Source organism: Sphingopyxis solisilvae (assembly GCF_015475875.1).
GTDB classification, from domain to species: Bacteria; Pseudomonadota; Alphaproteobacteria; order Sphingomonadales; family Sphingomonadaceae; genus Sphingopyxis; species Sphingopyxis solisilvae.
The window spans coordinates 134,124-157,549 of sequence record NZ_JADKYM010000005.1; the positions used below are offsets into that span (position 1 = coordinate 134,124).

Consider the following 23,426-nt stretch of genomic DNA (forward strand, 5'->3'; position numbering starts at 1 on the left):
CTTGGATATCCACCGCCGAAATGGCGGAGCGGAGCAACGATTGCAACGCGCATACGTAGCCTGTCGGCGACGGCAAACGGTCAAGCCCATATAACATCGACATATTGTCGGCGGGGACGGCGAAGATGACGCTAAAGCGTCACGGAACTATCATGGACCGGACATGATAACGGCGCTGCACTGCAACATAGGCTGACTAGGGGCACCTGCGAACGATCCTGTTCCTAGGGGGCCATGTCTTGTCAAAGAAACCTTTCGAAGCGTCGCCGGTATCGGCGATCGCGCTGACCATCGCGCTGTTTTCCTTGCCGGTTGCGGCGCAAGCCGCGGAGTTGGCCGAAGTCGATGACGCACCGGAAATCGTGGTGAGCGGCAGCCGCCCGATCGCCGAGTCGGAAGCCGCGGCGCTCGACATCCAGAAAAATTCGGATTCGCTGGTTACCGTCGCGGCGTCCGACTCGGTCGGTCGCCTGCCCGACCAGAATATCGCGCAGGCCACCGGCCGCCTGCCCGGCGTCGCGGTCGAGCGCGACCAGGGCCAGGCGCGCTATATTTCGCTGCGCGGCGCCCCCAATTACTGGACGACCTTGTCGTTCGACGGGGTCACCGTCGTCAGCCCCGAAGGCCGCGACGCCCGCTTCGATTCGATCCCGTCGGCCATCGCGTCGAAGATCATTGTGTCCAAAGCCGTGACCCCCGAAATGCCGGGCGAGACGGTGTCGGGCAACGTCAACATCGTAACCCGATCGGCCTTTGACTACAGCGGGCTGCATGCCGCCGGAAAGGCCGGGTACGGCGACGCCGAGCTGGGCAACGGCCGCGAGTACGAGGCGTCGCTGGTCCTGTCGAACCGCTTTCGTGCCGGCGACGGTGAAATCGGGGTGTTGCTGTCGGGCAGCTATTACAACCGCCGCATGGTCACCGACAATTTCGAGATCGACTGGGAACGGGTGAGCCAGGACCAGCGTCCCGGCAACGAAACCCGGTTCTGGGCGCGCGAAACCGAAAACAAGCTGTATCGCCTGACGCGCAAAAATTATTCCGCCAGCGGCCGCATCGACTGGGAACCGGACAGCGACAATCGCATCTCGATCCGGTCGATCTATACCATCTTTACCGACGACGAGGGCCGCGACAATTATATCTTCGACCTCGACGACCGGCAGGGCGACCTGGTCGCCAACCCGGCCGCCTGTCCGACCGCGGTCAATCCGACCCCGACGACGACCGGCTACGCCGATGTTTGCATCGGCAATACGCCGCTGGCCGGCACGGTTTATGGCATCGACATCAACCAGCGGTCGACGCTGCGCGAATTCCGCCAGTCGATCTGGACCAACACGCTGGAGGGCACGCACAAGTTCGGGGACGGCTGGTCGCTGAACTGGCTGGGCAATTTCACCCGGTCGAAAGACGACCGGTCGGTCATCGGCGAAGCGCGCTGGGACAGCCCGTCGACGCGGACGTTGCGGCCGACCCTTGTCTATGATTTCACCAATCCGGTCTTCAACACGCCGAAATTGTTCACCACTGTCCAGCTCGCCAGCCCGACGCGGTACCAGGCCGGGACGCCGGTGACAGCCATCGACACTTTCGCCAAACCGCTCAGTTCGCTGCGGGTGCTGGATGCCATCGACACCACCGACGCCTATACCGCGCGGCTGGTCGTCGGGCGCGACGTGCCGTTGCTGGGCGGGGATGCGACGATCAAACTGGGATTCCAGTTCGACCAGCGGACCAAGACCGTGGACGAGAGCCAGATCCTGCTCAGCACGGCGGCGCAATATAACAGCGTCGGCATCCCGACCGATTACAATCAATTCTCGCTCGATCGGCCGTTCCTGGGCAAAATCCCGATGGGTTACACCTTTCGCTATTTCGACATGGCCAAAATGCGGCAGGTATCCGATGCCGCGCGGCAGAATTTCGCGTTCACGCCCAACACCGGCAATATCTATGACGTGCGCGAACAGGTCTTTGCCGGATTTGCCATGGGCACGGTGCGTTACGACTGGGGCAGCATTTTGGGCGGTGTGCGCGTCGAGCATCTGAAAAATCGCGGGATCGCCGAAGCGACGGTCGCCGGGGTGACCGGGCTGGTAACCGCGGAAGCGTCGCAAACGCTGGCGTTCCCCAGCCTGCACCTGAATTACAATGTCGACGACACCAAGAAATTCCGCCTGTCGTTCAACAGCGGGGCCGCCCGTGCCGATTACGACCAGCTGCGCCCCAACGTCGTCATCAACGATGCCAACCAGTCGATTTCCGGCGGCAATCCCGCGGTGAAGCCCGAACGCGCCTATGGTGTCGACGCCTATCTGGAATGGTATGTCCGGCCGCAGGGTTATCTGATGGTCGGCGCCTTTTACAAGAAGGTCGACGATGTGCTGTACACGCAGCGGCGCACCTTTGGATCGGATGTTTTCAACGAGGGCGGGATCGACCGGTCGAGCTATGCCTTCTCCGGCATCACCAACGGCGGCGACGGACGCATTTTCGGGCTTGAGGCGGCGGCGCAGCTTCAGCTGGAACCCTGGACCGACAGCCTGGGGATGCCCGAATGGATGGGCGGGTTCGGCATTTCGGCCAATGTCACCGTGAACGACAGCCAGGTGACGAAGCCCGCCATCGGCACCGTGCCGGCTCGCAAGGTGCGACTGCCCGGCACCTCCGACCTGGTTTACAACGCCGGGGTCTATTACGAAAAATACGGGCTGTCGCTGCGCCTGCAGTATCAGCGGCGGTCGAAATGGCTGGACGGTATTGCCGACGACCTGACCGATGCGGGTGACACCTATTGGGCCGCCGATGACGAGATGGATTTTTCGGCGCGCTATGCGATCAACCGCCATGTCGAACTTTATTTCGACGCGTCGAACCTGCTCAACAAGCCGGGTCGCCGCTTCTCCGATCCCGGCAATCTGCTCCGCGCGAGCGGGGTTCCGTCGCCCGATCTTGGGATCTATACCATCGAATATGAACGCTTTGGTCGCCGCTACACCGGCGGTATCCGGGTGAATTTCTGATGCGCCGCGGGATTGCCGTCGCCGCCGCGCTGGCCGCGATCGGCCTTGCCGCACCGGGCCTTGCCCAAACGGTCGAGGTTACGGCCGCGGGCGAAACGACCCCGGTTGGTACCGCCAATGACGATGCCGCCGACGATCCTGCGATCTGGCGCAACGCGCGCCGACCGGCCGCCAGCCTGATCGTCGCCACCGACAAAAAGGCCGGACTCTATGTGTACGGGCTCGACGGACAGGTTCGCCATTTCGAGCCGGCGGGCCGGTTGAACAATGTCGATCTGATCGACCTTGGCCGCCGCGGCATCTGGGTGGTCGCGAGCGATCGCAACGACGAGGCCAACGCCATATTGCGGCTGTACCGGCTCGACGGACAGACCGGCAAGCTGGCCCCCGCCGGTTCGGCCCCGGGCGGAGCCGGCGAAGCCTATGGCGTGTGCCTGATGCGGTCGGGGCGGGACATCCATGCCTTTTCGGTCCTGAAACATGGTGCAATCCACCAAGTCCGGCTCGACATCGGCGGTGCGGAACCGTCGGGCACGATCTTGCGAAGCTATGCACTGGAGACCCAGACCGAAGGCTGCGTCGTCGACGAACGCACGGCGACGCTTTATGTCGGCGAGGAAGATCGCGGCATCTGGGCGTTCGACCTGCGCCAGCCGGGACAAACGGCGGGCAAGCTGGTCGCTGCAGTCGACGGCGTCCATCTGGTCGCCGACGTCGAGGGGCTGGCGATTGCGCCGCGCGGCCGCAACGGCGGCTGGCTTGTCGCTTCCAGCCAGGGCGACAATGCCTATGCGCTGTACCGCCTGCCCGATATGGCGCCCGCCGGCCGTTTCCGGATCGCGGCGGGCGACTTTGGCGCGACCGAGGAAACCGACGGCATCGCGCTGGCGCTCGGAAACTTCGGGGCGAAATATCCGCAAGGCCTGTTCGTGGCGCAGGACGGCGACAATGCGCCCGCAGCCCAGAATTTCAAGCTGGTGTCCTGGCGCGCGGTGCTTGATGCCCTGAAAAAGGCGGACAAGCAAAGCGCGCGCTGACCGCAACGATGGATGCAATCCGGTCGGTCAGGAGGACGGAAAACCGTCCTCCATGATCGCGCGGATGTTGGCGATGCCTTCGGCGAGGAACGCCGGGTCGACATTCTCGTTCTCGCCATGCTGGTTGTTGTCGGCGTTGACGACGGGGATGGTGACCATCGGCGCGCCGAGCTCGTGCGCGAACAGCGACAGCGGCAGACTGCCCCCGGTCGACGGGACAACAACCAGCCGGTCGGGCGACACGCGTTCGAGCAGATGTTTGACGCGCATCACCATCGGTTCGTCCAGCGAGGTGCGCTGCGCCTCATAACCAAAGCCTGAAACGATGCGGGCGATCAGCGGATGTGCCAAGCGTTCCTCCGCCGTCGGGGCGCGGTCGAGGACGTGGTAACCCTGCCCCTCGACAAAGCGTTTCAGCCGCGCGAGCTGGCGGTCGATGCGGTCGCCCTTGACCAGCCGCATGTCGAGCCGCGCTTCGGCCTCGGTCGGGATGACGTTTGCCGCCTTGGCATCGGTCGCGCCCGCCCGCAGCCCGGTGATTTCGATCCCGGGCAGCAGCACCAGTTCGCCGTGCAGCTTTCCGCCGCCCTGCGTCCGGGCGATGCCCAGGCTCTGCCGCGTCGCGTCCATCGACGGTGCCTTGGCAATTTCAGCCAGTTCGGCGGCGCTGGCGGGAACCGCGTCGTCATAGAATCCGGGGATCAGGATGCGCCCGTCGGCATCCTTCAAGCTGCCGAGCAGCGCCGCGAGCTGCAGCGCCGGGTTCGGCGCCCAATTGCCATAATTGCCCGCGTGCAGTGGCCGGTTCGCCCCATAAACGGTAATGCCGACGTCAACCACCCCGCGCACCCCCAGCACCATCGCCCGATAGCCCGCGGTATGCCGCGGTCCGTCGACCATGACCCACAGATCGCTCTCCAGCTTATCGCTATGCGCGTGCAGGATCGCGTGAAGGTTCGGCGATCCCTTTTCCTCCTCGCCCTCGAAAAAGAATTTCACATTCACGCCCAGCCGCGCGGCGGTTCCGGCGGGGTCGCGAAAGGCATTGAGCGCGACCATCACCCCCGCCTTGTCGTCGGCCGCGCTGCGCGCCGCCAGCCGCCATCCGTCAGGAAAGCGTGCCTCTGGCGTCCAGGGACCAAGGACGGTGCCGCCCTGTTCGATCGGGCGCGAAATGGCGACCGGGCGGAACGGCGACAACCCCGGCGCCCAGCGTTCGGGAACGACGGGCTGGCCATCATAATGGGCGTAAAAGACGATCGTTTTGGTTGCGCCCGGCGTCTTCACCTCACCGAACACCGCGGGCGGCGCTTCTCGGTCGGGATCGTATAGCAGTTCGGACGCAATGCCCCGCCGATGCATCATTGCCTGGACGAAACGCGCGTTGGCGAGCGCGTCGGCGGGGTTGGCGGCGTCGTTGGGCAGCGACAGGAAGGCGATATATTCCTCCAGCACCGCAGGATCGAGCATCGTCGGTTGCGCCGCGGCGGGCGTGGCGGCTGTCGAGACAGCCAAGCCCGCCATACCCACCGCAAGCGCTTTCCATCGTTTCGACAACCGCCGCATAATCCTCTCCCCCTCACCCGAACTTGTGACAGCTTTTGCAACCGACCGCACTGCTGTCCACCATGGCCGATGACCCCCTGCATCGACCGCCCCCTTGGCAAAGCCGGCGCATCTGACTTAGGGAGTTCGCCATGCCCGACAGCGCCCAGCCCTATGACGTCATCATCATCGGCGGCGGCGTGAACGGCGCCGGGGTCGCGCGCGACGCCGCGGGGCGCGGGGCGCGGGTGTTGCTGATCGAAGCGGGCGATCTGGCGCAGGGCACATCGTCGGCGTCGACCAAGCTGATCCACGGCGGACTGCGCTATCTGGAGCATTATGAATTCGGCCTGGTGCGCGAGGCGCTGAAGGAGCGCGAGACCTTGTGGGGCATCGCACCACACATCATCTGGCCGCTGCGCTTTGTGTTGCCGCACCGGCCGGGGCTGCGCCCGCGCTGGCTGCTGCGGCTCGGGTTGTTCCTCTACGACCACATCGGCGGGCGCAAAAAATTGCCCGCGACGCGCTCGATCGACCTCAGGCGCCATGTGGCGGGCGAGCCCTTGCAACCGCAATACACGCATGGCTTTGAATATTCGGACGGCTGGGTCGACGATGCGCGGCTGGTGGTGCTCAACGCGCGCGACGCCGCCGCGCATGGCGCGAAGGTGCGCACCCGCACCCGCGCCGACATGCTGCGCTGCGAGGACGGCCTGTGGGTGGTCGAGGCGAGCTGCGCCAACGGGCATCAATATCGCTTCACCGGGCGCAGCGTCGTCAACGCGGCGGGGCCGGCGGTGCTCGATTTGCTGAAGCGCGCCGATGCCGAGCCCGATCATGCGATGCGGCTGGTGCGCGGGTCGCATATCGTGGTGCGGCGGTTGTTCCGGCACGATTATGCCTATTTCTTCCAGCTGCCCGACGGGCGCATCTTTTTCGCCATCCCCTATGAGCGCGATTTCACCCTGATCGGCACGACGGATGTCGATCATGACGGCCCGGCGAGCGAGGCGCGGGCGAGCGACGAGGAAATCGCCTATCTGTGCGAAGGCGCCAGCCTCTATTTCCGCGAGCCGATCACTCCCGCCGATGTCGTCTGGACCTATTCGGGGGTGCGGCCGCTGGTCGAGGACGGGTCGGGGCAGCCCGAAGCGGCGACGCGCGGGTATCGAATCGACCTCGACATGGAGGAAGGCGCGCCGCTGCTCACCATCTATGGCGGCAAGATCACCAGCTATCGCCATGTGGCCGAGGCCGCGGTCGACGAACTCGCGGATCATGTGCCCGCGTTGGCGGGGAAGCGATGGACCGGCAAAGCGGCGCTGCCCGGCGGTGATTTTCCGACGAGCGGCGCCGCGACACTCAAGGCCGAAATCAAGCTCGCCTATCCCTTTCTGACCACCGCGACGGTCGACCGGATCGTCAAGGCCTATGGCACCGACGCGCGCCGCTGGCTGGGCGACGCCGACAGCTGGGACGCGCTCGGCGGCGAAATCGCCCACGGTCTCAGCGTTGCCGAAGCGGCGTGGCTGGTCAATCAGGAATGGGCGCAGACGAGCGAGGACATCTTGTGGCGACGCAGCAAGCTGGGTCTGCTTTTCAGCGCTGGCGAGGTGGCGAAGCTGGGGGCGTGGCTGGATGAAAGACCCCGCGCTCTTGAAGCGTGAGGGCTTGAGGGGAAACACCGCTTTCCCTGTATCGTCATCCCGGCGAAGGGTGGTCAGAGGCACGTGACTCTGAACATGATCTCATCGTCTCGTTCTGGCGCACCGGCGAGATCCCGGCCTTCGCCGGGATGACGATTCCATCAGAAATCGCTCAATCCACACCAATCTGCGCCGCCAGCTTGGCGCGGCGCACCTTCCATGTCTCGGCGAGCGCCGGCACATCGCGCAGCGCACGGACGTCGGCCGGGCGGTCCTTCGCCTCGCCGCCGATAAGCAAGCCGAACAGCGATGCGAGCGGCCATTCGGGATAGGGACGTTCGACCAGATCCAGATCGTTACCCGCGCGCACGGTGCCGGGTTCAAGCACGCGGTAATACCAGCCCGTCCGCTGGGTCTTCACCACCGCTGCCATCACCCCCTTGGCGGCGAAACGATGGTCGAGTTTCCAGCACGGCTGGCGCGCCTGGCTGACCTCGACCAGCGCGCTGCCGAGGCGGAAGCGGTCGCCGAGGCAGACGTTCTTTTCGTCGAGCCCGGTCGTCGAGATGTTCTCGCCGAACGCACCCGGCGCATCGAGCAACGCGTGGTCATTTAGCTGGCCGCGCCACCAGTCATAATGGTCGGCGGGATAATGGTGGATCGCCTTGTCGATGCCGCCATGCACGGTGCGGTCGGCCTGCTCGTCGCCGGCGAGACCCATGGCATCCACCGCGACGCTGTCCGCCACCGGCCGCTTGTCGATCGCGCTGCGCTCGTCGCCGCGAAAGGGGCGGGCTTTGCCCAGCAGGACGGCAAGGATCTCGGTCGGCATGGCCCGCTTGATAATCGGTCCGGCGCGAATGGCAATCGGCGCGGCATGGCGGCGATGGCGCGCCCGGCAGGATTCGAACCTGCGACCACCCGCTTAGAAGGCGGGTGCTCTATCCAGCTGAGCTACGGGCGCGCGGCGCTGGTACGCGGGGGGCGAATAGCGCGGTTTGCGCGGGCTGCAAAGCGCGTTAAGCAGCGAGCCGATGACCGAATCCTCCGCCCCTACCGCCAAGCCGCAACCCGTCAGCGCGTCGGTGGTCCGCCATTTCCGCTATTACGACCTGGTGATGGCCGCTTTCGTGGCGGTGTTGCTGCTGTCGAACATCATCGGTGCGTCGAAGCTGTCGACCGTCGGCACGCTGACCTTTGGCGCCGGCATCCTGTTCTTTCCGGTCAGCTATGTCATCGGCGACGTGCTGACGGAGGTTTACGGCTATGCCCGCGCGCGACGGGTGATCTGGACCGGCTTCGGCGCGCTGATCTTCATGGCGGTGATGAGCTGGGTCGTGCTGGCGATGCCGCCCGCGCAGGACTGGTGGTGCAGCGGAACCGAGAGCCTGACGCTGAAATCGGGCGAAACGGGCGGCAGCGGCGCGGTCTGCCAGGCCACGTACGACAGCGTGTTCGGCAGCGCATGGCGGATCGTGCTGGCGTCGATTGCCGCCTTTTGGGCGGGCGAGTTTGTGAACAGCTATGTTCTCGCCCGCATGAAAGTCGCGACGGCGGGCCGCTTTCTGTGGATGCGCACGATCGGATCGACGATCGTCGGCCAGGGCATCGACAGCCTGATCTTTTATCCGATCGCCTTTCTGGGCATTTGGGAAACCGAGCAGGTGTTTCTGGTGATGGCGACGAACTGGGCGCTGAAGGTCGCATGGGAGGCGGCGCTGACGCCCGCAACCTACGTCGTGGTCGGCGCGTTGAAGCGCCGCGAGGGTGTCGATGTATTCGACGAAGGCACCGATTTTACGCCATTCGCTGCCAAGGTTTGAAGTTGCAGGACACTATTCCCCAAATGTTTCACGCCGCGAAAATCTGGCTGGTCGACCTGACCGGCGTCAGCCGCGACGCGCTGCACATCTATGTCGCGATCGCGCTGTTCCTGTGCGTGCGCATAATGTGGCGCGGGCCGTGGGGATCGGTCGCGGCGGTGGTCATGGTGCTGGCCGCGGCGCTGACCGGCGAATGGCTCGACCATCAGATGGAGCTGCTGCAAGGCGGCGTGTGCGACCCGGCGGAACATTGGCACGACCTGCGCAATACGATGGCGGCGCCGCTGGTGCTGGCGCTCGCGCTGCCGTGGCTGCGGCCGCGCCGGAGCAAGGCGGTCCCGGTCGAACCGTCAGGCGAGGACGCCGAGCGATGCAGTGACGTCGATATCGTCGCGGAAACCGCACCCGTTTCCAGATCGATCGAGGCGAGGGTCTGATCCGGTGAGCGCTGAGGCGGCCTCGCACTTGTACCAAGAGCTCAAGGTGTTTTTCATCGACGGCAGCGGGCTCAGCAAGGACGCGCTGCACATCTACGGCGGGTTGGCGATCTATCTGGCGACGCGCCTGCTGCTGCCGCGCTGGCGATGGCTGGCATGGACCCTGGTCCTGTTGGCGGCGTTGGGTGGCGAATGGCTGGACACGCGCGGCGAGCATCTGCGCGGAGACCTCCAGCCCGACGCCGCGCACTGGCACGACGTCTGGAACACCTTGTTCTGGCCGACGATATTGTTGTTGGTCGAACGCTGGTGGCCGCGCGCCGCTACTACACGACAGCCCCGGAACCCAGCGGTGCCGGTCGAACCGTCAGGCGAGGACGCCGAGCGCCGCTTCGAACAGACGTAACCCGTCGGTGCCGCCGTGCGCGCGGTCGATCGCGCGTTCGGGGTGCGGCATCATGCCGAGCACATTGCCCGCATCGTTCAGGACGCCCGCAATGTCGCGCGCCGACCCGTTGACGCGGTCGGCGTAGCGGAACGCCACGCGCCCTTCGCCCTCGATCCGGTCGAGCGTTTCGGGGTCGGCGAAATAATTGCCGTCGTGATGCGCAACCGGGATGTGGATTTCCTCGCCCGCTTGATAGCCGGCGGTGAACAGCGACTGGCTGTTCTCGACCTTCAGCGGCACGGTGCGGCAGACGAAGTTGAGGCCCGCGTTGCGCATCAGCGCGCCGGGCAGCAACTGCGCCTCGGTCAGTACCTGGAAACCGTTGCAGATGCCCAGCACAGGGACGCCGCGCGCCGCCGCGTCGCCGACCGCGCGCAGGATCGGCGAGCGCGCCGCCATCGCCCCCGAACGCAGGTAATCGCCATAGGAAAAGCCGCCGGGCAGCGCGATAAAATCGATGGCATCGGGCAGCTCGCTCTCGCGGTGCCATACCATGGCGGGCGCCTTGCCGGTGACGGTTTCCAGCGCGACCGCCATGTCGCGATCGCAGTTCGAGCCGGGAAAGACGATGACGGCGGTCTTCATGGGCTTCGCTCCCCTTACGGACGTTCGATGCGGTAGTTTTCGATCACCGTATTCGCGAGCAGCTTCGCGCACATCGCGTCGAGATCGGCATCGCTCGTGTCGTCGGCGACGTCGAGTTCGATGAAACGCCCCGCACGCACGTCGGCAACGCCAGTGAAGCCCAGCCCCTCAAGCGCATGGTGGATCGCCTTGCCCTGCGGATCGAGCACCCCCGGTTTGAGCGTCACATAGACATTCACTTTCATGGGGGCGGACCTTTGCGTGGGAGGGCGTGAAGATGCGCGCGCCTATGCCCGCGAATCACTTTGCGGGCAAGGGTGGGCGGGGCGAAAAATGCGCGTTTTCGGATTGCGAACCAGTCGCATCTTTCCTGTTGCGAATCTGTCGCACTAGCTCTACATCACCATTGTTGAGAAGGATTCGCACATGGTCGTCTGTGTCTGCAACGCAATAAGGGAAAGCCAGCTGCGCGATGTCGCGCGGACCGGCCAGTTGCGCTGCGCCAAGGCTGCCTATGCGCAATTGGGTCGCAAACCCAAGTGCGGACAATGTCTGCCTTTCGCTCGCAATATCATCAGCGACGCCACCGCAGCCGCCTGATTTTTCCCAGATTTCCGCCATTTTCTCCCTTGGCCTGACCGGGTCCGGGGCGGTATAATGCTGTCATTCCAATGGTTACGAGACATGACAGGATTGATAAAATGAAGGGCGACGAAAAGGTCATCGATTTCCTCAACGAGGCGCTGAAGAACGAACTGACCGCGATCAACCAGTACTGGCTGCATTACCGGATGCTCGACAATTGGGGCGTCGCGAAGCTGGCGCATTTCGAGCGCGAGGAATCGATCGACGAAATGAAACACGCCGACAAGCTGGCCGACCGCATCCTGTTCCTGGGCGGGCTGCCCAATTTCCAGATGCTGGGCCGCCTGCGCGTCGGCGAAACGGTCGAAGAGATTCTGAAAGCCGACCTGGCGCTGGAGGAAGAGGCAATCCCGCTGCTGAAAGATGCGATCGCGCATTCCGAAAGCGTCCGCGACTATGTCAGCCGCGACCTGTTCGCCGACATCCTCGAAAGCGAGGAGCATCATGTCGACGAACTGGAAAAACAGTTCGAGATGATCGAGCGGATGGGCATCGCCAATTATATCCAGCTCCAGTCGAAACCCGCCGGGGACGATTGATTTGAATCCGTCATCCCGGCGAAGGCCGGGATGACGAGGCAGGAAATTCAGTTTTTTCAGGGGCGCTTTCGGGCGCCTCTTTTTTTGCTTGCACTTGCGATTAATTCTCAATAGCAAGGTCCGGCAGTCCCCTCCTGCCGGTCGCCGCAACCGCGGTGACCGGCATCTTTTTCAAAAATGGAGCCCGAGGATTGCTACGGCCGGGAGAGAATAGCGCGATGCACAGCAGCAGCTTGATCCGGCATTTGACGCAGCAACCGCTGATCCGCGACCTTTCGGTCGAGGCGGCGCAGGCGGTGCTCGCGCTGCGCTATTGCATCGCCTGTCGCCGCAGCGGCCGCGATCCGATGCCCGAGCTCGAGCGGCGCTGGGGCAACATCCTGGCGGCGCGGCGCTTCCGGCTGGTCGTAGAGGCGATCGGCCACAGCTGGCCCGACCCGTTCGCGGTCGCCCCGCCCTGTTGCCCGCAGGCGAGTTTCGACGAGACGCTGCTGGCCAATTTGGTGACCGCCGCGGCGCACGGCAACCGCGTCCATTTCGACGTGCTGACTGCCGAGATGCTGGGCAGCGACGCGCGCGAGATGATCTTCGTCGCCCTGGAGAATTTCGTTCGGGCACGGGCGTCGGGACGGGCTTAGCCGAGCTTGGCTTTTGGCCAAGATCGAAAAAAATTCACCCCAGCCACTCCACCCACGCGCCATGCGCGTGGGCGTGCGCCAGTTTCACCGGCGCGCCGCCGCCCGGCCAATGGCGCACCACCAGTTCGTGATGATGCACTGTCCGGTTGGCCTCGAGCGCGATCCACGCCAGCGGACGCTCCGCGGTGGCGCGCGCGCCTGCGGCCTCGATCGCGGCGGTGACCCGCGCCTGCTGGTCGGCGGGGACATATTGCCAGACGATCGAGTGCATCAGCACGCGGGTGGTGACTTCGGCCTGCGGGCGCGCCAGTTCGGTTTCGACGAAATCGGCGGCGTTGGCGCGGATCAGGTCCGGGGGCGCTGCGGTGGCCGCGGCGATCGCCGCCGCCATGCGCTGGAAGCGGACATGATGTTCGGGCCAGATATAGGCTTTCAGCCGCAGCGCCTGCGCCGGATCGGTCAGGTCGACGGGCGCGACATCGCAGCCTTTCAGGCCCGCAAATTCGATCGCGTGCATCGGCGGATGATTGCCGCGCCAGTCGGGGGTGAAGGCCATTGCGCCGGGCTGCGGCCCGACATGTACCCCGCCGAGGTCATAATGATAGCGGTCGATCATCAGGTTGATCCCCGCGCTCGACCCGATTTCCAGGCAATCGAAGCGCGGCGGCAAGCCCTTGTCGGCGAGCCACAGCATCGCGGCGATGAAGTTGGACGAGCGCCCCGCCTCGTTGGTCTGCGGCGGCCCGTCGAGCCACGGAAGCAGCGCCGTTTCGTGCCGAGCGATGACTCCGGCGACGATCGCGGCATCGTTGATGTCCTCGGCATCGGCATAGATCGGCGCCAGCTCGTGCGCGGTTCCGGCGAGGTGCAGCGCGTGCAGCCCGCCCGCGGCGCGCAGCGGCAGCGCATCGGCGAGCGGCGCGCCTTCCCACATTGCCATGCGGCGGGCGAATTCGGTTGCGGGCTTGTCGAGCAGCGAAGCGAGCGCCGCGACGATCCGCGCGGTTACCGGGGCGTTGCTCGACCGGCAATAGGCGACCTGGTTGGCAAATGCGGTCCGCACGGCCCCGGCGCCGGTCGCGCCCATGTCGACAAACTGGTAACGCTCGCTCATTGCCCTTTCTCCCGCCGCCGCTTAAAGGCACGGCGCTTATGCCCGAACCGATCATCTTTGCCATCCCCAAGGGACGCATCCTCGACGAGGCGCTGCCGCTGCTGGCGCGCGTGGGGATCGAGCCCGCGGCGGATTTTTTTGACAAGAGCAGCCGCGCGCTGGTGTTCGCGACCAACCAGCCGCACATCGCGCTGATCCGCGTCCGCGCGTTCGATGTCGCGACGTTCGTGGCGCATGGCGCGGCGCAGCTGGGCATCGTCGGGTCCGATGTTGTGGACGAGTTCGACTACAGCGAGCTTTATGCGCCGGTCGACCTCGGCATCGGCCACTGCCGGCTGTCGCTGGCGGGGCCGGAGGGCAGCGCGCCGCCGGGGCCGGGCGAAAGCCATATCCGCGTCGCGACCAAATATCCGTCGACGACGCGGCGCTGGTTTGCAGGCCAGGGCATCCAGGCCGAGTGCATCAAGCTGAACGGTGCGATGGAAATTGCGCCGAAGCTGGGGCTGGCCTCGCACATCGTCGACCTTGTTTCGACGGGTCGGACGCTGGTCGAAAATGCGCTCGCCGAACAGAAAATCATCAGCGACGTGTCGGCACGGCTGATCGTCAACCGCGCCGCGTTCAAATTACGCTCGGCCGAAGTTCCGGCGCTGGTCGAGCGGTTCCGGCAGGCGGTGGGCGATGCGGCGGCTTGACGCCTCCGCGCCCGGCTTTGCGGCCGAGTTCGACGCGCTGGTCAATGATCGGCGCGAGAGCGATTCCGACGTTTCCGCCGACGTCGCGGCGATCATCGCGCGGGTGAAGGCCGAGGGCGACGCGGCGCTCGCAGAATATACCGCCAACTTTGACAAGTTCGATCTCGACACGAGCGGCTGGAGTATCTCGAAAGCGGAATGCGCCGCCGCTTATGAAGCGCTGGCACCCGAACTGCGCGACGCGCTCAACCTCGCCGCCGACCGTATTCGCGCCTATCACGCTGCGCAACTGCCCGAAGATCGCGACTATCGCGATGCGACGGGCGCGCGGCTCGGCGCGCGGTGGAACGCGGTCGATGCGGCGGGCGTCTATGTCCCCGGCGGTCGCGCGGCCTATCCCTCGTCGGTGCTGATGAACATCCTGCCTGCCAAGGTGGCGGGGGTGAAGCGCATCGTAATGATGACCCCGACGCCGGGCGGCGAGGTCAACCCGGTCGTGATGGCGGCGGCACATATCGGCGAGATCGACGAAATCTGGCGTATCGGCGGGGCGCAGGCGGTTGCGGCGCTGGCCCATGGCACCGAGCGGATCGCGCCGGTCGACGTCGTTACCGGCCCCGGCAATGCGTGGGTCGCCGAAGCGAAGCGGCAGGTTTATGGCGTCGTCGGCATCGACATGGTTGCGGGACCGAGCGAAATCGTCGTCGTTGCCGACAACCGCAACTCGCCGCACGTCATCGCCGCCGACCTGCTCAGCCAAGCCGAGCACGACCCGACGAGCCAGTCGATCCTGTTCACCAACGATGCGGACTTTGCCGATGCCGTTGCGGCGGCGGCGGCGCAGATCATCCCGACGCTGGGCACCGCGGCGACGATGCAGGCAAGCTGGGCCGACAACGGCGCGGTGATCGTTGTGCCGACGCTCGTCGATGCGATCCCGCTGTGCGACCGGCTCGCGCCCGAACATCTCGAACTCGCGGTCGATCCCGCCGAAGCCGATGCGCTGTTCGCCCAGGTGCGCCACGCGGGCTCGGTCTTCCTTGGGCGCCAGACGCCGGAAGCCATCGGCGATTATGTCGCCGGGCCCAACCATGTCCTTCCCACCGGCCGCCGTGCGCGTTTTTCGAGCGGGCTGTCGGTCACCGATTTCATGAAACGCACCAGCTTCCTCGCTCTCGACGAGGTGAGTCTTGCCGCCATCGGTCCGGCGGCGGTCACGCTTGCCGGTGCCGAGGGGCTTCCCGCCCATGCGCTTAGCGTCCAGAATCGTCTGAAGTAGAAAAACCATGAACCAACGCGCCCAGTCCCGTTCCGCCGCCCGCCTTGCCGCCGTGCAGGCGCTCTATCAGCACGAAATGGAAGCAACGCCGGTAGCCCAGCTGATCCATGAATTTCACCAGCACCGCATCGGCGCAATCATCGAGGACGCTGAATATGCGGGCGCCGACGTTCCTTTTTTCGACGACATCGTAAAGGGCGTGCTGGCGCGCGCCGACGAGATCGACGCCGCGATCGTCGCGCGGCTGGCGAGCGGCTGGACGATGGACCGGCTCGATCGGACGATGAAGGCGATCCTGCGCGCGGGCGCCTATGAACTGATTGCACGGAGCGATGTGCCGGTCGGCGCGGTGGTCAGCGAATATGTCGATGTCGCGAAGGCATTTTTCGACGGTCGCGAAGCGGGGTTTGCCAATGGCCTGCTCGACGCGATCGGCAAGGATGTGCGCAAAAACGCCTAGAAACCGTTCGTGTCGAGCGAAGTCGAGACACGCCGAAGCCCAGCGCGTTCCAAGCGCGTCTCGACTTCGCTCGACACGAACGGAATTAGGGCACATTGTTTTGGGCGAGAGGGTGTCGCATGTCCGAAACCGATTTCATCACCCGCCTGCGCGCCATTGCGACCGACCCCGCCGCGCGCGGGCTCGCGGACGATGCGGCGGAGTGGGAAGGGCTGGTCCTCACCCATGACATGATCGTAGAGGGCATCCACTTCCTTCCCGACGACACGCCGCAGGATGTCGCGTGGAAACTTGTCGCGGTGAACCTGTCGGATCTCGCCGCAAAAGGCGCGGCGCCAGTCGGAGTGCTCGTCGGCTACAGCCTGGGTGACGACGCGTGGGACGCGGCATTTGTCGAAGGGCTCGATCTGGCGCTGCGCCGCTTTGGCGTCATCCTGCTCGGCGGTGACACGGTGCGCGTCCCTGCCGGAGCGCCGCGCAGTTTCGGCCTGACCGCGATCGGCCGGGCGCCGCCGGGCGGAGCGCCGTCGCGCGCCGGGGCCCGGCCCGGCGACCAGCTTTGGGTGACCGGGACGATCGGCAACGCCGGGCTGGGGCTGGCGATGCGGCTGGGGCAGGTCGAGCCGAATGAAACCTGCCTCGCCGCCTACCGCCGCCCGCAACCGCTCACGACCTTTGGGCAGGCGATCGTGCCGCATGTCCACGCGATGATGGATGTTTCCGACGGCTTGCTGATCGATGCAGAGCGCATGGCGGGTGCCAGCGGGTGCGAATTGCTCGTCCGGCTGGAGACGGTACCGCTGTCGGCGGCGCTGCTCGCGGTGCGACCCGACGTGCTCGACACGCGGCTCGCGGCGGCGAGCGCGGGTGACGATTACCAGCTGCTGTTTGCCGCCGACCCGGGCGAAGGCGAAGCGATTCGCGAAATTGCCGCGGGACTGGACGTTGCCGTGACTGCGGTCGGTCATGCGGGGGTCGGGGCCGGGCTGGTGCTGACGCATCACGCGCGGCGCATGGCCCTGCCCGATCGACTGGGTTTTACGCATTGAGGCAGAAGCGTTACAAAAGTGCCGAATAACCGGGCTTGCCCTTGGCTTTCTTTCTTCCCATAACGCGGCGGTCAATTTGGGGCGGTCGCATCAGGGGAGAGGGCGAACCGGCATCGAAAAGTCGGACGCTCGACGATTTACTCTGCGGTTGCCCTTCTCAATGGGAAGGAAGAGACACGCATGAATCCGGTTTTGATCGCGATAGCGTGCGGCCTGTTGGCCGTGCTCTATGGCTTCGTTACCTCCCGGCAGGTGCTCGGCGCCTCGGCCGGTAACGAAAAGATGCAGGAAATCGCCGGCGCGATCCAGGAAGGCGCCAAGGCCTATCTGGGCCGCCAATATCGGACGATCGCGATCGTCGGCGTCGTTGTCGCCATTCTGGTCGGGCTGTTTCTCGGCCCGATCTCGGCAACCGGCTTTGTGATCGGGGCAGTGCTGTCGGGCGTCGCGGGCTATATCGGCATGAACATTTCGGTGAAAGCCAATGTCCGTACCGCCGCAGCGGCGCAGACGGGCCTTCAGGCCGGTCTGACCATGGCGTTCCGCGCCGGCGCGATCACCGGGATGCTGGTGGCCGGCCTGGCCCTGCTCGCGATCTCGGTCTTCTTCTGGTATCTGATCGGCCCCGGCGGGTTCACCGTCGGCGGTGAAGACCGCACCGTGGTCGATGCGCTCGTCGCGCTCGCCTTTGGCGCTTCGCTGATCTCGATCTTCGCGCGTCTTGGTGGTGGCATCTTCACCAAGGCCGCCGACGTCGGCGCCGACCTGGTCGGCAAGGTCGAGGCAGGGATCCCTGAGGATGATCCGCGCAACCCCGCGGTGATCGCGGACAATGTCGGCGACAATGTCGGCGACTGTGCGGGCATGGCGGCCGACCTGTTCGAAACCTATGTCGTGACCGTCGGCGCCACGATGGTGCTGATCGCGCTGCTGCTGAAGGGCGCGGGCGATATGTTGCTCCCGCTGATGACGCTGCCGCTGCTGATGGGCGGGGTGTGCATCATCACGTCGATCATCGGCACCTATTTCGTGCGTCTCGGCAGCGGGACCAACGTCATGGGCGCGATGTACAAGGGTTTCCTCGTCACCGCGATCCTGTCGATCCCGGCGATCTGGTTCTCGACCCAATATGCGCTGGGCGACATGAATGCGGAGATTGCGGGCACCGGCTTCAACGGCCGCGCGCTCTTCTATTGTTCGCTCCTCGGACTCGTCATCACCGGGCTGATCATCTGGATCACCGAATATTACACCGGCACCAACTACCGCCCGGTGCGCAGCATCGCCAAGGCGTCGGAAACGGGCCATGGCACCAATGTGATCCAGGGGCTGGCCATCAGCCTGGAATCGACTGCACTGCCGACGTTGGTGATCTGCGCCGGCATCATCATCGCCTATCTGCTTGCGGGCATCGTCGGCATCGCCTTTGCCGCCACCGCGATGCTGGCGCTTGCGGGCATGGTCGTCGCGCTCGACGCTTATGGCCCGGTGACCGACAATGCCGGCGGGATTGCCGAAATGGCGGGGCTGGATGACAGCGTGCGCGAGAAGACCGACCTGCTCGACGCCGTGGGCAATACGACCAAGGCGGTGACCAAGGGTTATGCGATCGGTTCGGCAGGCCTCGCGGCATTGGTGCTGTTCGGCACTTATACCGCCGACATCACCGAATATTCGTCGGTGCTGGGGCTGACCGAGCCGCTGACCTTCTCGCTGTCGTCGCCCTATGTCATCGTCGGGCTGCTGCTCGGTGCGCTGTTGCCCTATCTGTTCGGGGCAATGGGCATGACGGCCGTGGGCCGCGCGGCGGGTGAGGTCGTCAAGGATGTTCGCGACCAGTTCAAGAACAATCCGGGCATCATGACCTATGAGAGCAAGCCCGACTATGCGCGCACGGTCGACCTGGTGACGAAGGCGGCGATCAAGGAAATGATCATTCCGTCGCTGCTGCCGGTGCTCGCGCCGATCGTCGTCTATTTTGTCATCCGGTCGGTGGCGGGGCAAGCCGCGGCACTCGAGGCACTCGGCGCGCTGTTGCTCGGTGTGATCGTCGGCGGACTGTTCGTCGCCATCTCGATGACCTCGGGCGGCGGCGCATGGGACAATGCCAAGAAATATATCGAAGACGGCAACCACGGCGGCAAGGGCAGCGAGGCCCACAAGGCCGCGGTAACCGGCGACACCGTCGGCGATCCGTACAAGGATACTGCGGGTCCGGCGGTCAACCCGATGATCAAGATCACCAACATCGTGGCGATCCTGCTCCTCGCGGCGCTGGCGCACGGAGCCGCATAAGCTGAGCTGCCCTTGCGGCGAAAATAAAACCCCGCCGGAGCGATCCGGCGGGGCTTTTTGTTGGACTCGGAATATCTGCGGAGGGGGCGATAGACTCCGCCCCGAACGTCGGGAGACGACGGCGCCATCTGCCAGCGCGCTGGCTTATCGAATAACCACCAAAGCGCTTTCCTCTCGGAAATCGGTCGCCAGCGCCCCCCCTATTTCCCCGCCTTGTCGCTCACCGCCTTGATAACCAGCGCCTTGTCGTCGACCAGATAACGGCGCGCCAGCGTCTGCAAGTCCGCGGGGGTTGCGGCTTCGACTTCGGCGATGCCGTTGCGGCTGCGGTCGAGGCGGTCGGCCTGGCTCGTCGCTTCGGCGACATAGTTCAGCCAATAGGTGTTCTCGCGGCGCGACTTGGTCATCGCCTCAACCAGTGGCCGCCGCGCGCGGTCGAGCAGGTCGGCATCGACGGGGGCGTCGCGCAACTCCCTGACGATCGCAAAGATCGCGGCGCGCGTCGTCGCCAGATCCTTGTAATCGACATTGCTGGCCGCGAACAAATGCCCGTAACCCGGAAATTCGTCCGAAAGGCTGGCGGCGGCGCCGGGGCTGTAGCTTTCACCAAGCCGTTCGCGCAGTTCCTCGGTCAGCTTGAGCTGCATCACCCGCACCAGCAGGTTGAGCCGCATCGCTTCGGCAAGGTCGCTGTCGTCGCGCGCGGGCCAGTACACCCGGATCTCCGCCTGCTCGGCCGGTCCCTTGTGGATCAGCGTCCGTTCGCTGCGGTCCCTGGCATATTCGCGGATACGCGCGTCGGTGCGCGGGTCGAACGCGGCGCGGCGTTCGGGCAGCGCGCCGAAGGTCGCGGCGATGGCGTCGATCGCCGCCTGTTCGTCAATGTCGCCGACGACGCCGATTTCGATCGCGCCCTTGGCAAAGCTGTCAGCGATCGCCGGTTTCAATTGTTCCCAGTCGAGCGTCAGCAGCTTGGCGAGCGGCGGTGTCTGCGCGCGCGGATCGTCATTGGCGAGGATGCCGCCCGCATCGCGGCCGATCACCGCCGCGGGAGTGGCGTCGTTCGCGGCATATTGCTGCGGCAGGACGCGGCGGATAAGCGCCAGCCCGTCGGCGCGGAAGCCGGGATGGGTCAGATAGGCCGCCATCAGCTTCGCCTGCAGCGCAAAGTCCTCGGGCGAAGTCAGCGCCGTGCCCCCGAACGCATCGGTCGCATTGCCGAAGCTGGGGCTGACGGTCCGGCCCGCGAGGATCGAGCGCAGGTCATCGAGGCTGTGCGCCTGAAGCCCGCCCAGCATCAGCGATCCCGCCAGCGACACTTTGGTCGGGTCGTCGCGCGTCGCGAGCAGATTGCCGCCGTCGACGCGCAGCGACAGCATCACCCGGTCCTTCTGGAAATCGGTCTTCTTGATGTTGAGCATCACATTATTGGCAAAGCGAACGCGCCGGATGCCGAGATCCTCGATCCGGTCGTCGGCAATGATCGTGCCCGGCGTGCCGAAATTGTCATAGGCGAAGGCGGCATTCGCCGCCTCGGCCGGCGGCGCGACCGCGACCTGCGTCGAGGCGCGGAGCGCGGCGAGGATCGCGTCGGTGCCGCCCTCGATCGGCTTTTTCGCCGACACACGGGCCAACGGCGCGCTGAAGCCCTCCATCCGCTTGCGAAATACCGCGCTTACCGTAGCGGCGTCGAGCGACGGCGCGACCGCTTCGAACAGCGCTTGCGACGTTTCGGGGCGAACGAACACGAAATCACCCTTGGCGGCATTGACCAGCGCGTCGGCGAGCGCCTCGCTCCGCCGCGTCGCGACCCCGGCGACCGCATTGCGCAGCGCGGTGCGGCGGGTCGCCAGCTGCTCGTCGACTTCGGCCTGGGTAAAGCCATGTTCGATCGCGCGGCGTTGTTCCTGTTCGAGCAGCGCCAGCGCCTCGGTCCACGCACCTTCCTTGGCCACGGCGCCTGCCGTGACCTGCTCGAATATCTTCCAGCCCGTTGCCTTGCCGAAATAGGCGGACAGGATGGGCGAATCCTCGTCGAGCGCAAGTTTCGCGAGGCGGCGGCTGACGATCGCATCACCGATGTCCTCGGCCAGCGTGCGGGCGCGCTTGGCCTTGGTATCGGCTTCTTCCTGCCAGGGTTTCAGTGCGCTGACCGTCACCATATCCTGAATGGCGGGATCGATGAAGTCGTCGGCCGCCGCGGCGCGGTTGAAATCGACCGTGCCGATGTCGGGATCGGCGCCGGCCGGGCCGCGCCCCGTCCAGTCGGCAAAGCGCGCCTTGATCTTGGCCTCGACCGCCGCGGGGTCGAAATCCCCGACCATGACCAGTGTCGCGCGCTCGGGGCGGTAATAGCGCTCGTACAGGTCGCGCAGCCGCGCGGCAGGCGCGGTACGGATCACTTCTTCGGTCCCGACCGGGATGCGGCTCGCGACCTTCATCCCCTGCATCTGAAAATCGAGCTGGTCGATGACGTTGCGGAGCTGATAGGTGTCGCGCGCGCGCCGTTCGGACAGGATGATCCCGCGTTCGCGGTCGACCGCGGCGGGGTCGATCGTCAGTTCGCTGGCGGTTTCGCGCATCAGCATCAGCCCGGTGTCGATCAGATCGTCCGAAGCGTTCGGCAGGTCGAGTTTGTAGATCGTCTCGTCGAACCCGGTCGAGGCGTTGGTGTCGGCGCCGAACGCCAGCCCCTTGCGTTCGAGCAGCTTGATCATCTCGCCCTCTGGCACATTGGTCGATCCGTTGAATGCCATATGTTCGAGGAAATGGGCGAGGCCGCGCTGGTCGTCGGCTTCGGCGAAGCTGCCGACGTCGAAACGCATCCGCAGCACGACGCTGTCCTTGGGCGTGCTGTTTTGCAGCAGCGCATATTTCATGCCGTTGGGCAGGACGCCAAAAACGATGTTCGAGTCGACCGGAACATCGCTGGCAGCGAAATTCCATGCCCTGGCCGCCTCGCTCTGCGGATTGACCGCCGCTGTTGCGGTCGTGGTCGATGCTTCGCGGGCGTAGGCCGGTGCAGCGATAACGGCGAGAAGGACAAGCGGCGAAAGCGCGGTCGAAGCGCGCCGGACAAAAGAGCTGGTCATACGGCGGGTTTGGCCACCCCCGCGCTTGCGGTCAAGAACGGGTTCGCCGGGGCAGCCTGTGCCTTCGACCGGCGACATGGCCGACCAACGGCGACCGCGCGCTCAGCTGCCCTTTTTCTTGCGGTGGCTTTCCAGGTCGAGCACGGCATTGTCGCCGCCTTCAGGCAGCAGGCCCAGCCGACGCGCGACTTCCTGATAGGCTTCGACCTCGCCGCCGAGGTCGCGGCGGAAGCGGTCCTTGTCGAGCTTTTCGTTCGTCGTCATGTCCCACAGGCGGCAGCCGTCGGGGCTGATCTCGTCGGCGAGAATGATCCGGCTGAAATCGCCGTCATAGAGGCGCCCGAACTCGAGCTTGAAGTCGACCAGGCGGATGCCGACCGCAGCGAACATGCCCGACATGAAGTCGTTGATGCGGATCGCCATGTCCTGAATGTCGTGCAATTCTTCCTGGCTGCACCAGTTGAAGCAGGCGATATGCTCCTCGGCCACCAGCGGATCGCCGAGCGCATCGTCCTTGTAGCAATATTCGATCAGGGTGCGGGGCAGCTGCGTTCCCTCCTCGATCCCCAGCCGCTTCGACAGCGTGCCCGCGGCGACGTTGCGCACGATCACCTCGATCGGCACGATCTCGACCTGGCGGATCAGCTGCTCGCGCATGTTGAGGCGGCGGATGAAATGATGCGGCACGCCGATGTTGCCGAGCAGCGTGAAGACATGCTCGGAAATGCGGTTGTTGAGCACGCCCTTGCCGTTGATCGTCCCGCGCTTTTGCGCGTTGAACGCGGTCGCATCGTCCTTGAAATACTGGATCAACGTCCCCGGTTCGGGACCTTCATACAGGATCTTGGCTTTGCCTTCGTAAATCTGGCGGCGACGGGCCATGGCGGTCAACTTTCTGTCGGAACCAAATGAATGGCCCCGGCAAAGCGACTCAGGGAGAGGCGCGGCGCCGGGGCGGTCGAGGCGCCTATAGCGGCAAAGCGGGGGCGCGTCATCAGTCACGTCGCCAACGATCCTCCCTGTCGCGCAGCGATGGGGAGGTGGCAGCGGCAGGGCCGCTGACGGAGGGGCCT

General features: G+C 65.2%; 21 protein-coding genes and 1 tRNA gene. 14 read left to right on the forward strand and 8 right to left on the reverse strand.

What is annotated here, in order from left to right; translation table 11 throughout:
- The first annotated feature begins 239 nt into the window (after window positions 1-239).
- Both IR187_RS05520 and IR187_RS05525 read left to right on the forward strand, forming a co-directional pair.
- Complete coding sequence (locus tag IR187_RS05520) at window positions 240-3,026, forward strand: TonB-dependent receptor (protein ID WP_228765575.1); 2,787 nt, start codon at window positions 240-242, stop codon at window positions 3,024-3,026.
- On the forward strand, window positions 3,026-4,063 hold the full coding sequence (locus IR187_RS05525) for a phytase (protein ID WP_194953702.1): 1,038 nt from the start codon (window positions 3,026-3,028) through the stop codon (window positions 4,061-4,063). Before IR187_RS05520 ends, IR187_RS05525 begins: the two co-directional genes overlap by 1 nt.
- A gap of 27 nt (window positions 4,064-4,090) precedes the next feature.
- Here the strand turns inward: IR187_RS05525 and IR187_RS05530 are convergent, their stop codons facing one another.
- Window positions 4,091-5,578, reverse strand: coding sequence for a M20/M25/M40 family metallo-hydrolase (locus IR187_RS05530; RefSeq protein WP_228765576.1), 1,488 nt, complete (start codon window positions 5,576-5,578; stop codon window positions 4,091-4,093).
- Window positions 5,579-5,760: 182 nt separating this feature from the next.
- Here IR187_RS05530 and glpD point away from each other — a divergent pair, with 182 nt between their 5' ends.
- A complete protein-coding gene (glpD, locus tag IR187_RS05535) occupies window positions 5,761-7,275 on the forward strand; it encodes a glycerol-3-phosphate dehydrogenase (protein WP_194953704.1) in 1,515 nt (504 codons plus the stop codon).
- A 151-nt stretch (window positions 7,276-7,426) separates the two neighbouring features.
- Here glpD and IR187_RS05540 read toward each other — a convergent pair whose 3' ends face one another.
- Together IR187_RS05540 and IR187_RS05545 are read right to left on the reverse strand one after the other, a co-directional pair.
- Complete coding sequence (locus tag IR187_RS05540; protein ID WP_194953705.1) at window positions 7,427-8,086, reverse strand: MOSC domain-containing protein; 660 nt, start codon at window positions 8,084-8,086, stop codon at window positions 7,427-7,429.
- 55 nt (window positions 8,087-8,141) lie between these two features.
- Window positions 8,142-8,218 (reverse strand) — tRNA-Arg (locus tag IR187_RS05545).
- A 70-nt stretch (window positions 8,219-8,288) separates the two neighbouring features.
- On the opposite strand from IR187_RS05545, the gene IR187_RS05550 reads away from it, so the two are divergent.
- Genes IR187_RS05550 through IR187_RS05560 form a run of 3 tightly spaced genes read left to right on the forward strand, consistent with a single transcriptional unit; the run spans window position 8,289 to window position 9,920 of the window.
- Complete coding sequence (locus IR187_RS05550; protein WP_194953706.1) at window positions 8,289-9,077, forward strand: queuosine precursor transporter; 789 nt, start codon at window positions 8,289-8,291, stop codon at window positions 9,075-9,077.
- Window positions 9,078-9,100: 23 nt separating this feature from the next.
- Window positions 9,101-9,514, forward strand: coding sequence for a hypothetical protein (locus IR187_RS05555; protein WP_194953707.1), 414 nt, complete (start codon window positions 9,101-9,103; stop codon window positions 9,512-9,514).
- Window positions 9,515-9,542: 28 nt separating this feature from the next.
- Window positions 9,543-9,920, forward strand: coding sequence for a hypothetical protein (locus IR187_RS05560; protein WP_194953708.1), 378 nt, complete (start codon window positions 9,543-9,545; stop codon window positions 9,918-9,920).
- Here the strand turns inward: IR187_RS05560 and purQ are convergent.
- Window positions 9,882-10,547 carry a phosphoribosylformylglycinamidine synthase subunit PurQ gene (gene purQ, locus IR187_RS05565; RefSeq protein ID WP_194953709.1) on the reverse strand — a complete coding sequence of 222 codons (666 nt, stop codon included), beginning with the start codon at window positions 10,545-10,547 and terminating at the stop codon, window positions 9,882-9,884. The genes IR187_RS05560 and purQ overlap by 39 nt on opposite strands.
- Window positions 10,548-10,561: 14 nt before the next feature.
- On the reverse strand, window positions 10,562-10,792 hold the full coding sequence (gene purS / locus IR187_RS05570) for a phosphoribosylformylglycinamidine synthase subunit PurS (protein ID WP_194953710.1): 231 nt from the start codon (window positions 10,790-10,792) through the stop codon (window positions 10,562-10,564).
- Window positions 10,793-10,973: 181 nt separating this feature from the next.
- Between purS and IR187_RS05575 the strand changes: the two genes are divergently transcribed.
- From IR187_RS05575 to IR187_RS05585, 3 genes are all read left to right on the forward strand, one after another.
- Complete coding sequence (locus IR187_RS05575) at window positions 10,974-11,147, forward strand: (2Fe-2S)-binding protein (protein ID WP_194953711.1); 174 nt, start codon at window positions 10,974-10,976, stop codon at window positions 11,145-11,147.
- Window positions 11,148-11,248: 101 nt separating this feature from the next.
- Window positions 11,249-11,731, forward strand: a complete 483-nt coding sequence (bfr, locus tag IR187_RS05580) for a bacterioferritin (protein ID WP_194953712.1) — start codon at window positions 11,249-11,251, stop codon at window positions 11,729-11,731.
- Between the two features lie 218 nt (window positions 11,732-11,949).
- Window positions 11,950-12,369: an addiction module antidote protein gene (locus tag IR187_RS05585; protein WP_194953713.1), complete on the forward strand. Its 420-nt coding sequence runs from the start codon at window positions 11,950-11,952 to the stop codon at window positions 12,367-12,369.
- Between the two features lie 34 nt (window positions 12,370-12,403).
- On the opposite strand, the gene IR187_RS05590 is transcribed toward IR187_RS05585, so the two are convergent.
- Window positions 12,404-13,483 carry a DUF2332 domain-containing protein gene (locus tag IR187_RS05590; protein ID WP_194953714.1) on the reverse strand — a complete coding sequence of 360 codons (1,080 nt, stop codon included), beginning with the start codon at window positions 13,481-13,483 and terminating at the stop codon, window positions 12,404-12,406.
- Window positions 13,484-13,521: 38 nt separating this feature from the next.
- Between IR187_RS05590 and hisG the strand changes: the two genes are divergently transcribed.
- The 5 genes from hisG (at window position 13,522) to IR187_RS05615 (ending at window position 19,261) form a co-directional block, all read left to right on the forward strand.
- Window positions 13,522-14,178, forward strand: a complete 657-nt coding sequence (hisG, locus tag IR187_RS05595; protein WP_194953715.1) for an ATP phosphoribosyltransferase — start codon at window positions 13,522-13,524, stop codon at window positions 14,176-14,178.
- Entirely contained in the window at window positions 14,165-15,457 is a 1,293-nt protein-coding gene (hisD, locus tag IR187_RS05600) for a histidinol dehydrogenase (protein WP_194953716.1), read from the forward strand. Before hisG ends, hisD begins: the two co-directional genes overlap by 14 nt.
- Before the next feature lie 7 nt (window positions 15,458-15,464).
- Window positions 15,465-15,917, forward strand: coding sequence for a transcription antitermination factor NusB (gene nusB, locus IR187_RS05605; RefSeq protein WP_194953717.1), 453 nt, complete (start codon window positions 15,465-15,467; stop codon window positions 15,915-15,917).
- A gap of 119 nt (window positions 15,918-16,036) precedes the next feature.
- Complete coding sequence (gene thiL / locus IR187_RS05610; protein ID WP_194953718.1) at window positions 16,037-16,966, forward strand: thiamine-phosphate kinase; 930 nt, start codon at window positions 16,037-16,039, stop codon at window positions 16,964-16,966.
- Window positions 16,967-17,146: 180 nt separating this feature from the next.
- Window positions 17,147-19,261 (forward strand): sodium-translocating pyrophosphatase, encoded by a 2,115-nt coding sequence (locus IR187_RS05615; protein WP_194953719.1) that lies wholly within the window; start codon window positions 17,147-17,149, stop codon window positions 19,259-19,261.
- A 200-nt stretch (window positions 19,262-19,461) separates the two neighbouring features.
- Here the strand turns inward: IR187_RS05615 and IR187_RS05620 are convergent, their stop codons facing one another.
- Both IR187_RS05620 and purC read right to left on the reverse strand, forming a co-directional pair.
- The gene (locus IR187_RS05620) at window positions 19,462-22,353 is read right to left on the reverse strand and encodes a M16 family metallopeptidase (protein ID WP_194953720.1); all 2,892 of its coding nucleotides are present in this window, start codon (window positions 22,351-22,353) and stop codon (window positions 19,462-19,464) included.
- Window positions 22,354-22,455: 102 nt separating this feature from the next.
- Window positions 22,456-23,235: a phosphoribosylaminoimidazolesuccinocarboxamide synthase gene (gene purC / locus IR187_RS05625; protein WP_194953765.1), complete on the reverse strand. Its 780-nt coding sequence runs from the start codon at window positions 23,233-23,235 to the stop codon at window positions 22,456-22,458.
- Window positions 23,236-23,426: the final 191 nt, after the last annotated feature.

Excerpts from the sequence above, each read along its gene's own strand:
- IR187_RS05585 (WP_194953713.1), top strand. The coding sequence starts at position 11,950 with ATGCACAGCAGCAGCTTGATCCGGCATTTGACGCAGCAACCGCTGATC.
- hisD (WP_194953716.1), top strand. The coding sequence starts at position 14,165 with ATGCGGCGGCTTGACGCCTCCGCGCCCGGCTTTGCGGCCGAGTTCGAC.
- glpD (WP_194953704.1), top strand. The coding sequence starts at position 5,761 with ATGCCCGACAGCGCCCAGCCCTATGACGTCATCATCATCGGCGGCGGC.
- IR187_RS05575 (WP_194953711.1), top strand. The coding sequence starts at position 10,974 with ATGGTCGTCTGTGTCTGCAACGCAATAAGGGAAAGCCAGCTGCGCGAT.
- purQ (WP_194953709.1), bottom strand. The coding sequence starts at position 10,547 with ATGAAGACCGCCGTCATCGTCTTTCCCGGCTCGAACTGCGATCGCGAC.
- IR187_RS05620 (WP_194953720.1), bottom strand. The coding sequence starts at position 22,353 with ATGACCAGCTCTTTTGTCCGGCGCGCTTCGACCGCGCTTTCGCCGCTT.
- IR187_RS05555 (WP_194953707.1), top strand. The coding sequence starts at position 9,101 with ATGTTTCACGCCGCGAAAATCTGGCTGGTCGACCTGACCGGCGTCAGC.
- purS (WP_194953710.1), bottom strand. The coding sequence starts at position 10,792 with ATGAAAGTGAATGTCTATGTGACGCTCAAACCGGGGGTGCTCGATCCG.
- IR187_RS05525 (WP_194953702.1), top strand. The coding sequence starts at position 3,026 with ATGCGCCGCGGGATTGCCGTCGCCGCCGCGCTGGCCGCGATCGGCCTT.
- nusB (WP_194953717.1), top strand. The coding sequence starts at position 15,465 with ATGAACCAACGCGCCCAGTCCCGTTCCGCCGCCCGCCTTGCCGCCGTG.
- IR187_RS05590 (WP_194953714.1), bottom strand. The coding sequence starts at position 13,483 with ATGAGCGAGCGTTACCAGTTTGTCGACATGGGCGCGACCGGCGCCGGG.
- IR187_RS05540 (WP_194953705.1), bottom strand. The coding sequence starts at position 8,086 with ATGCCGACCGAGATCCTTGCCGTCCTGCTGGGCAAAGCCCGCCCCTTT.
- IR187_RS05615 (WP_194953719.1), top strand. The coding sequence starts at position 17,147 with ATGAATCCGGTTTTGATCGCGATAGCGTGCGGCCTGTTGGCCGTGCTC.
- bfr (WP_194953712.1), top strand. The coding sequence starts at position 11,249 with ATGAAGGGCGACGAAAAGGTCATCGATTTCCTCAACGAGGCGCTGAAG.
- purC (WP_194953765.1), bottom strand. The coding sequence starts at position 23,235 with ATGGCCCGTCGCCGCCAGATTTACGAAGGCAAAGCCAAGATCCTGTAT.
- IR187_RS05550 (WP_194953706.1), top strand. The coding sequence starts at position 8,289 with ATGACCGAATCCTCCGCCCCTACCGCCAAGCCGCAACCCGTCAGCGCG.
- thiL (WP_194953718.1), top strand. The coding sequence starts at position 16,037 with ATGTCCGAAACCGATTTCATCACCCGCCTGCGCGCCATTGCGACCGAC.
- hisG (WP_194953715.1), top strand. The coding sequence starts at position 13,522 with ATGCCCGAACCGATCATCTTTGCCATCCCCAAGGGACGCATCCTCGAC.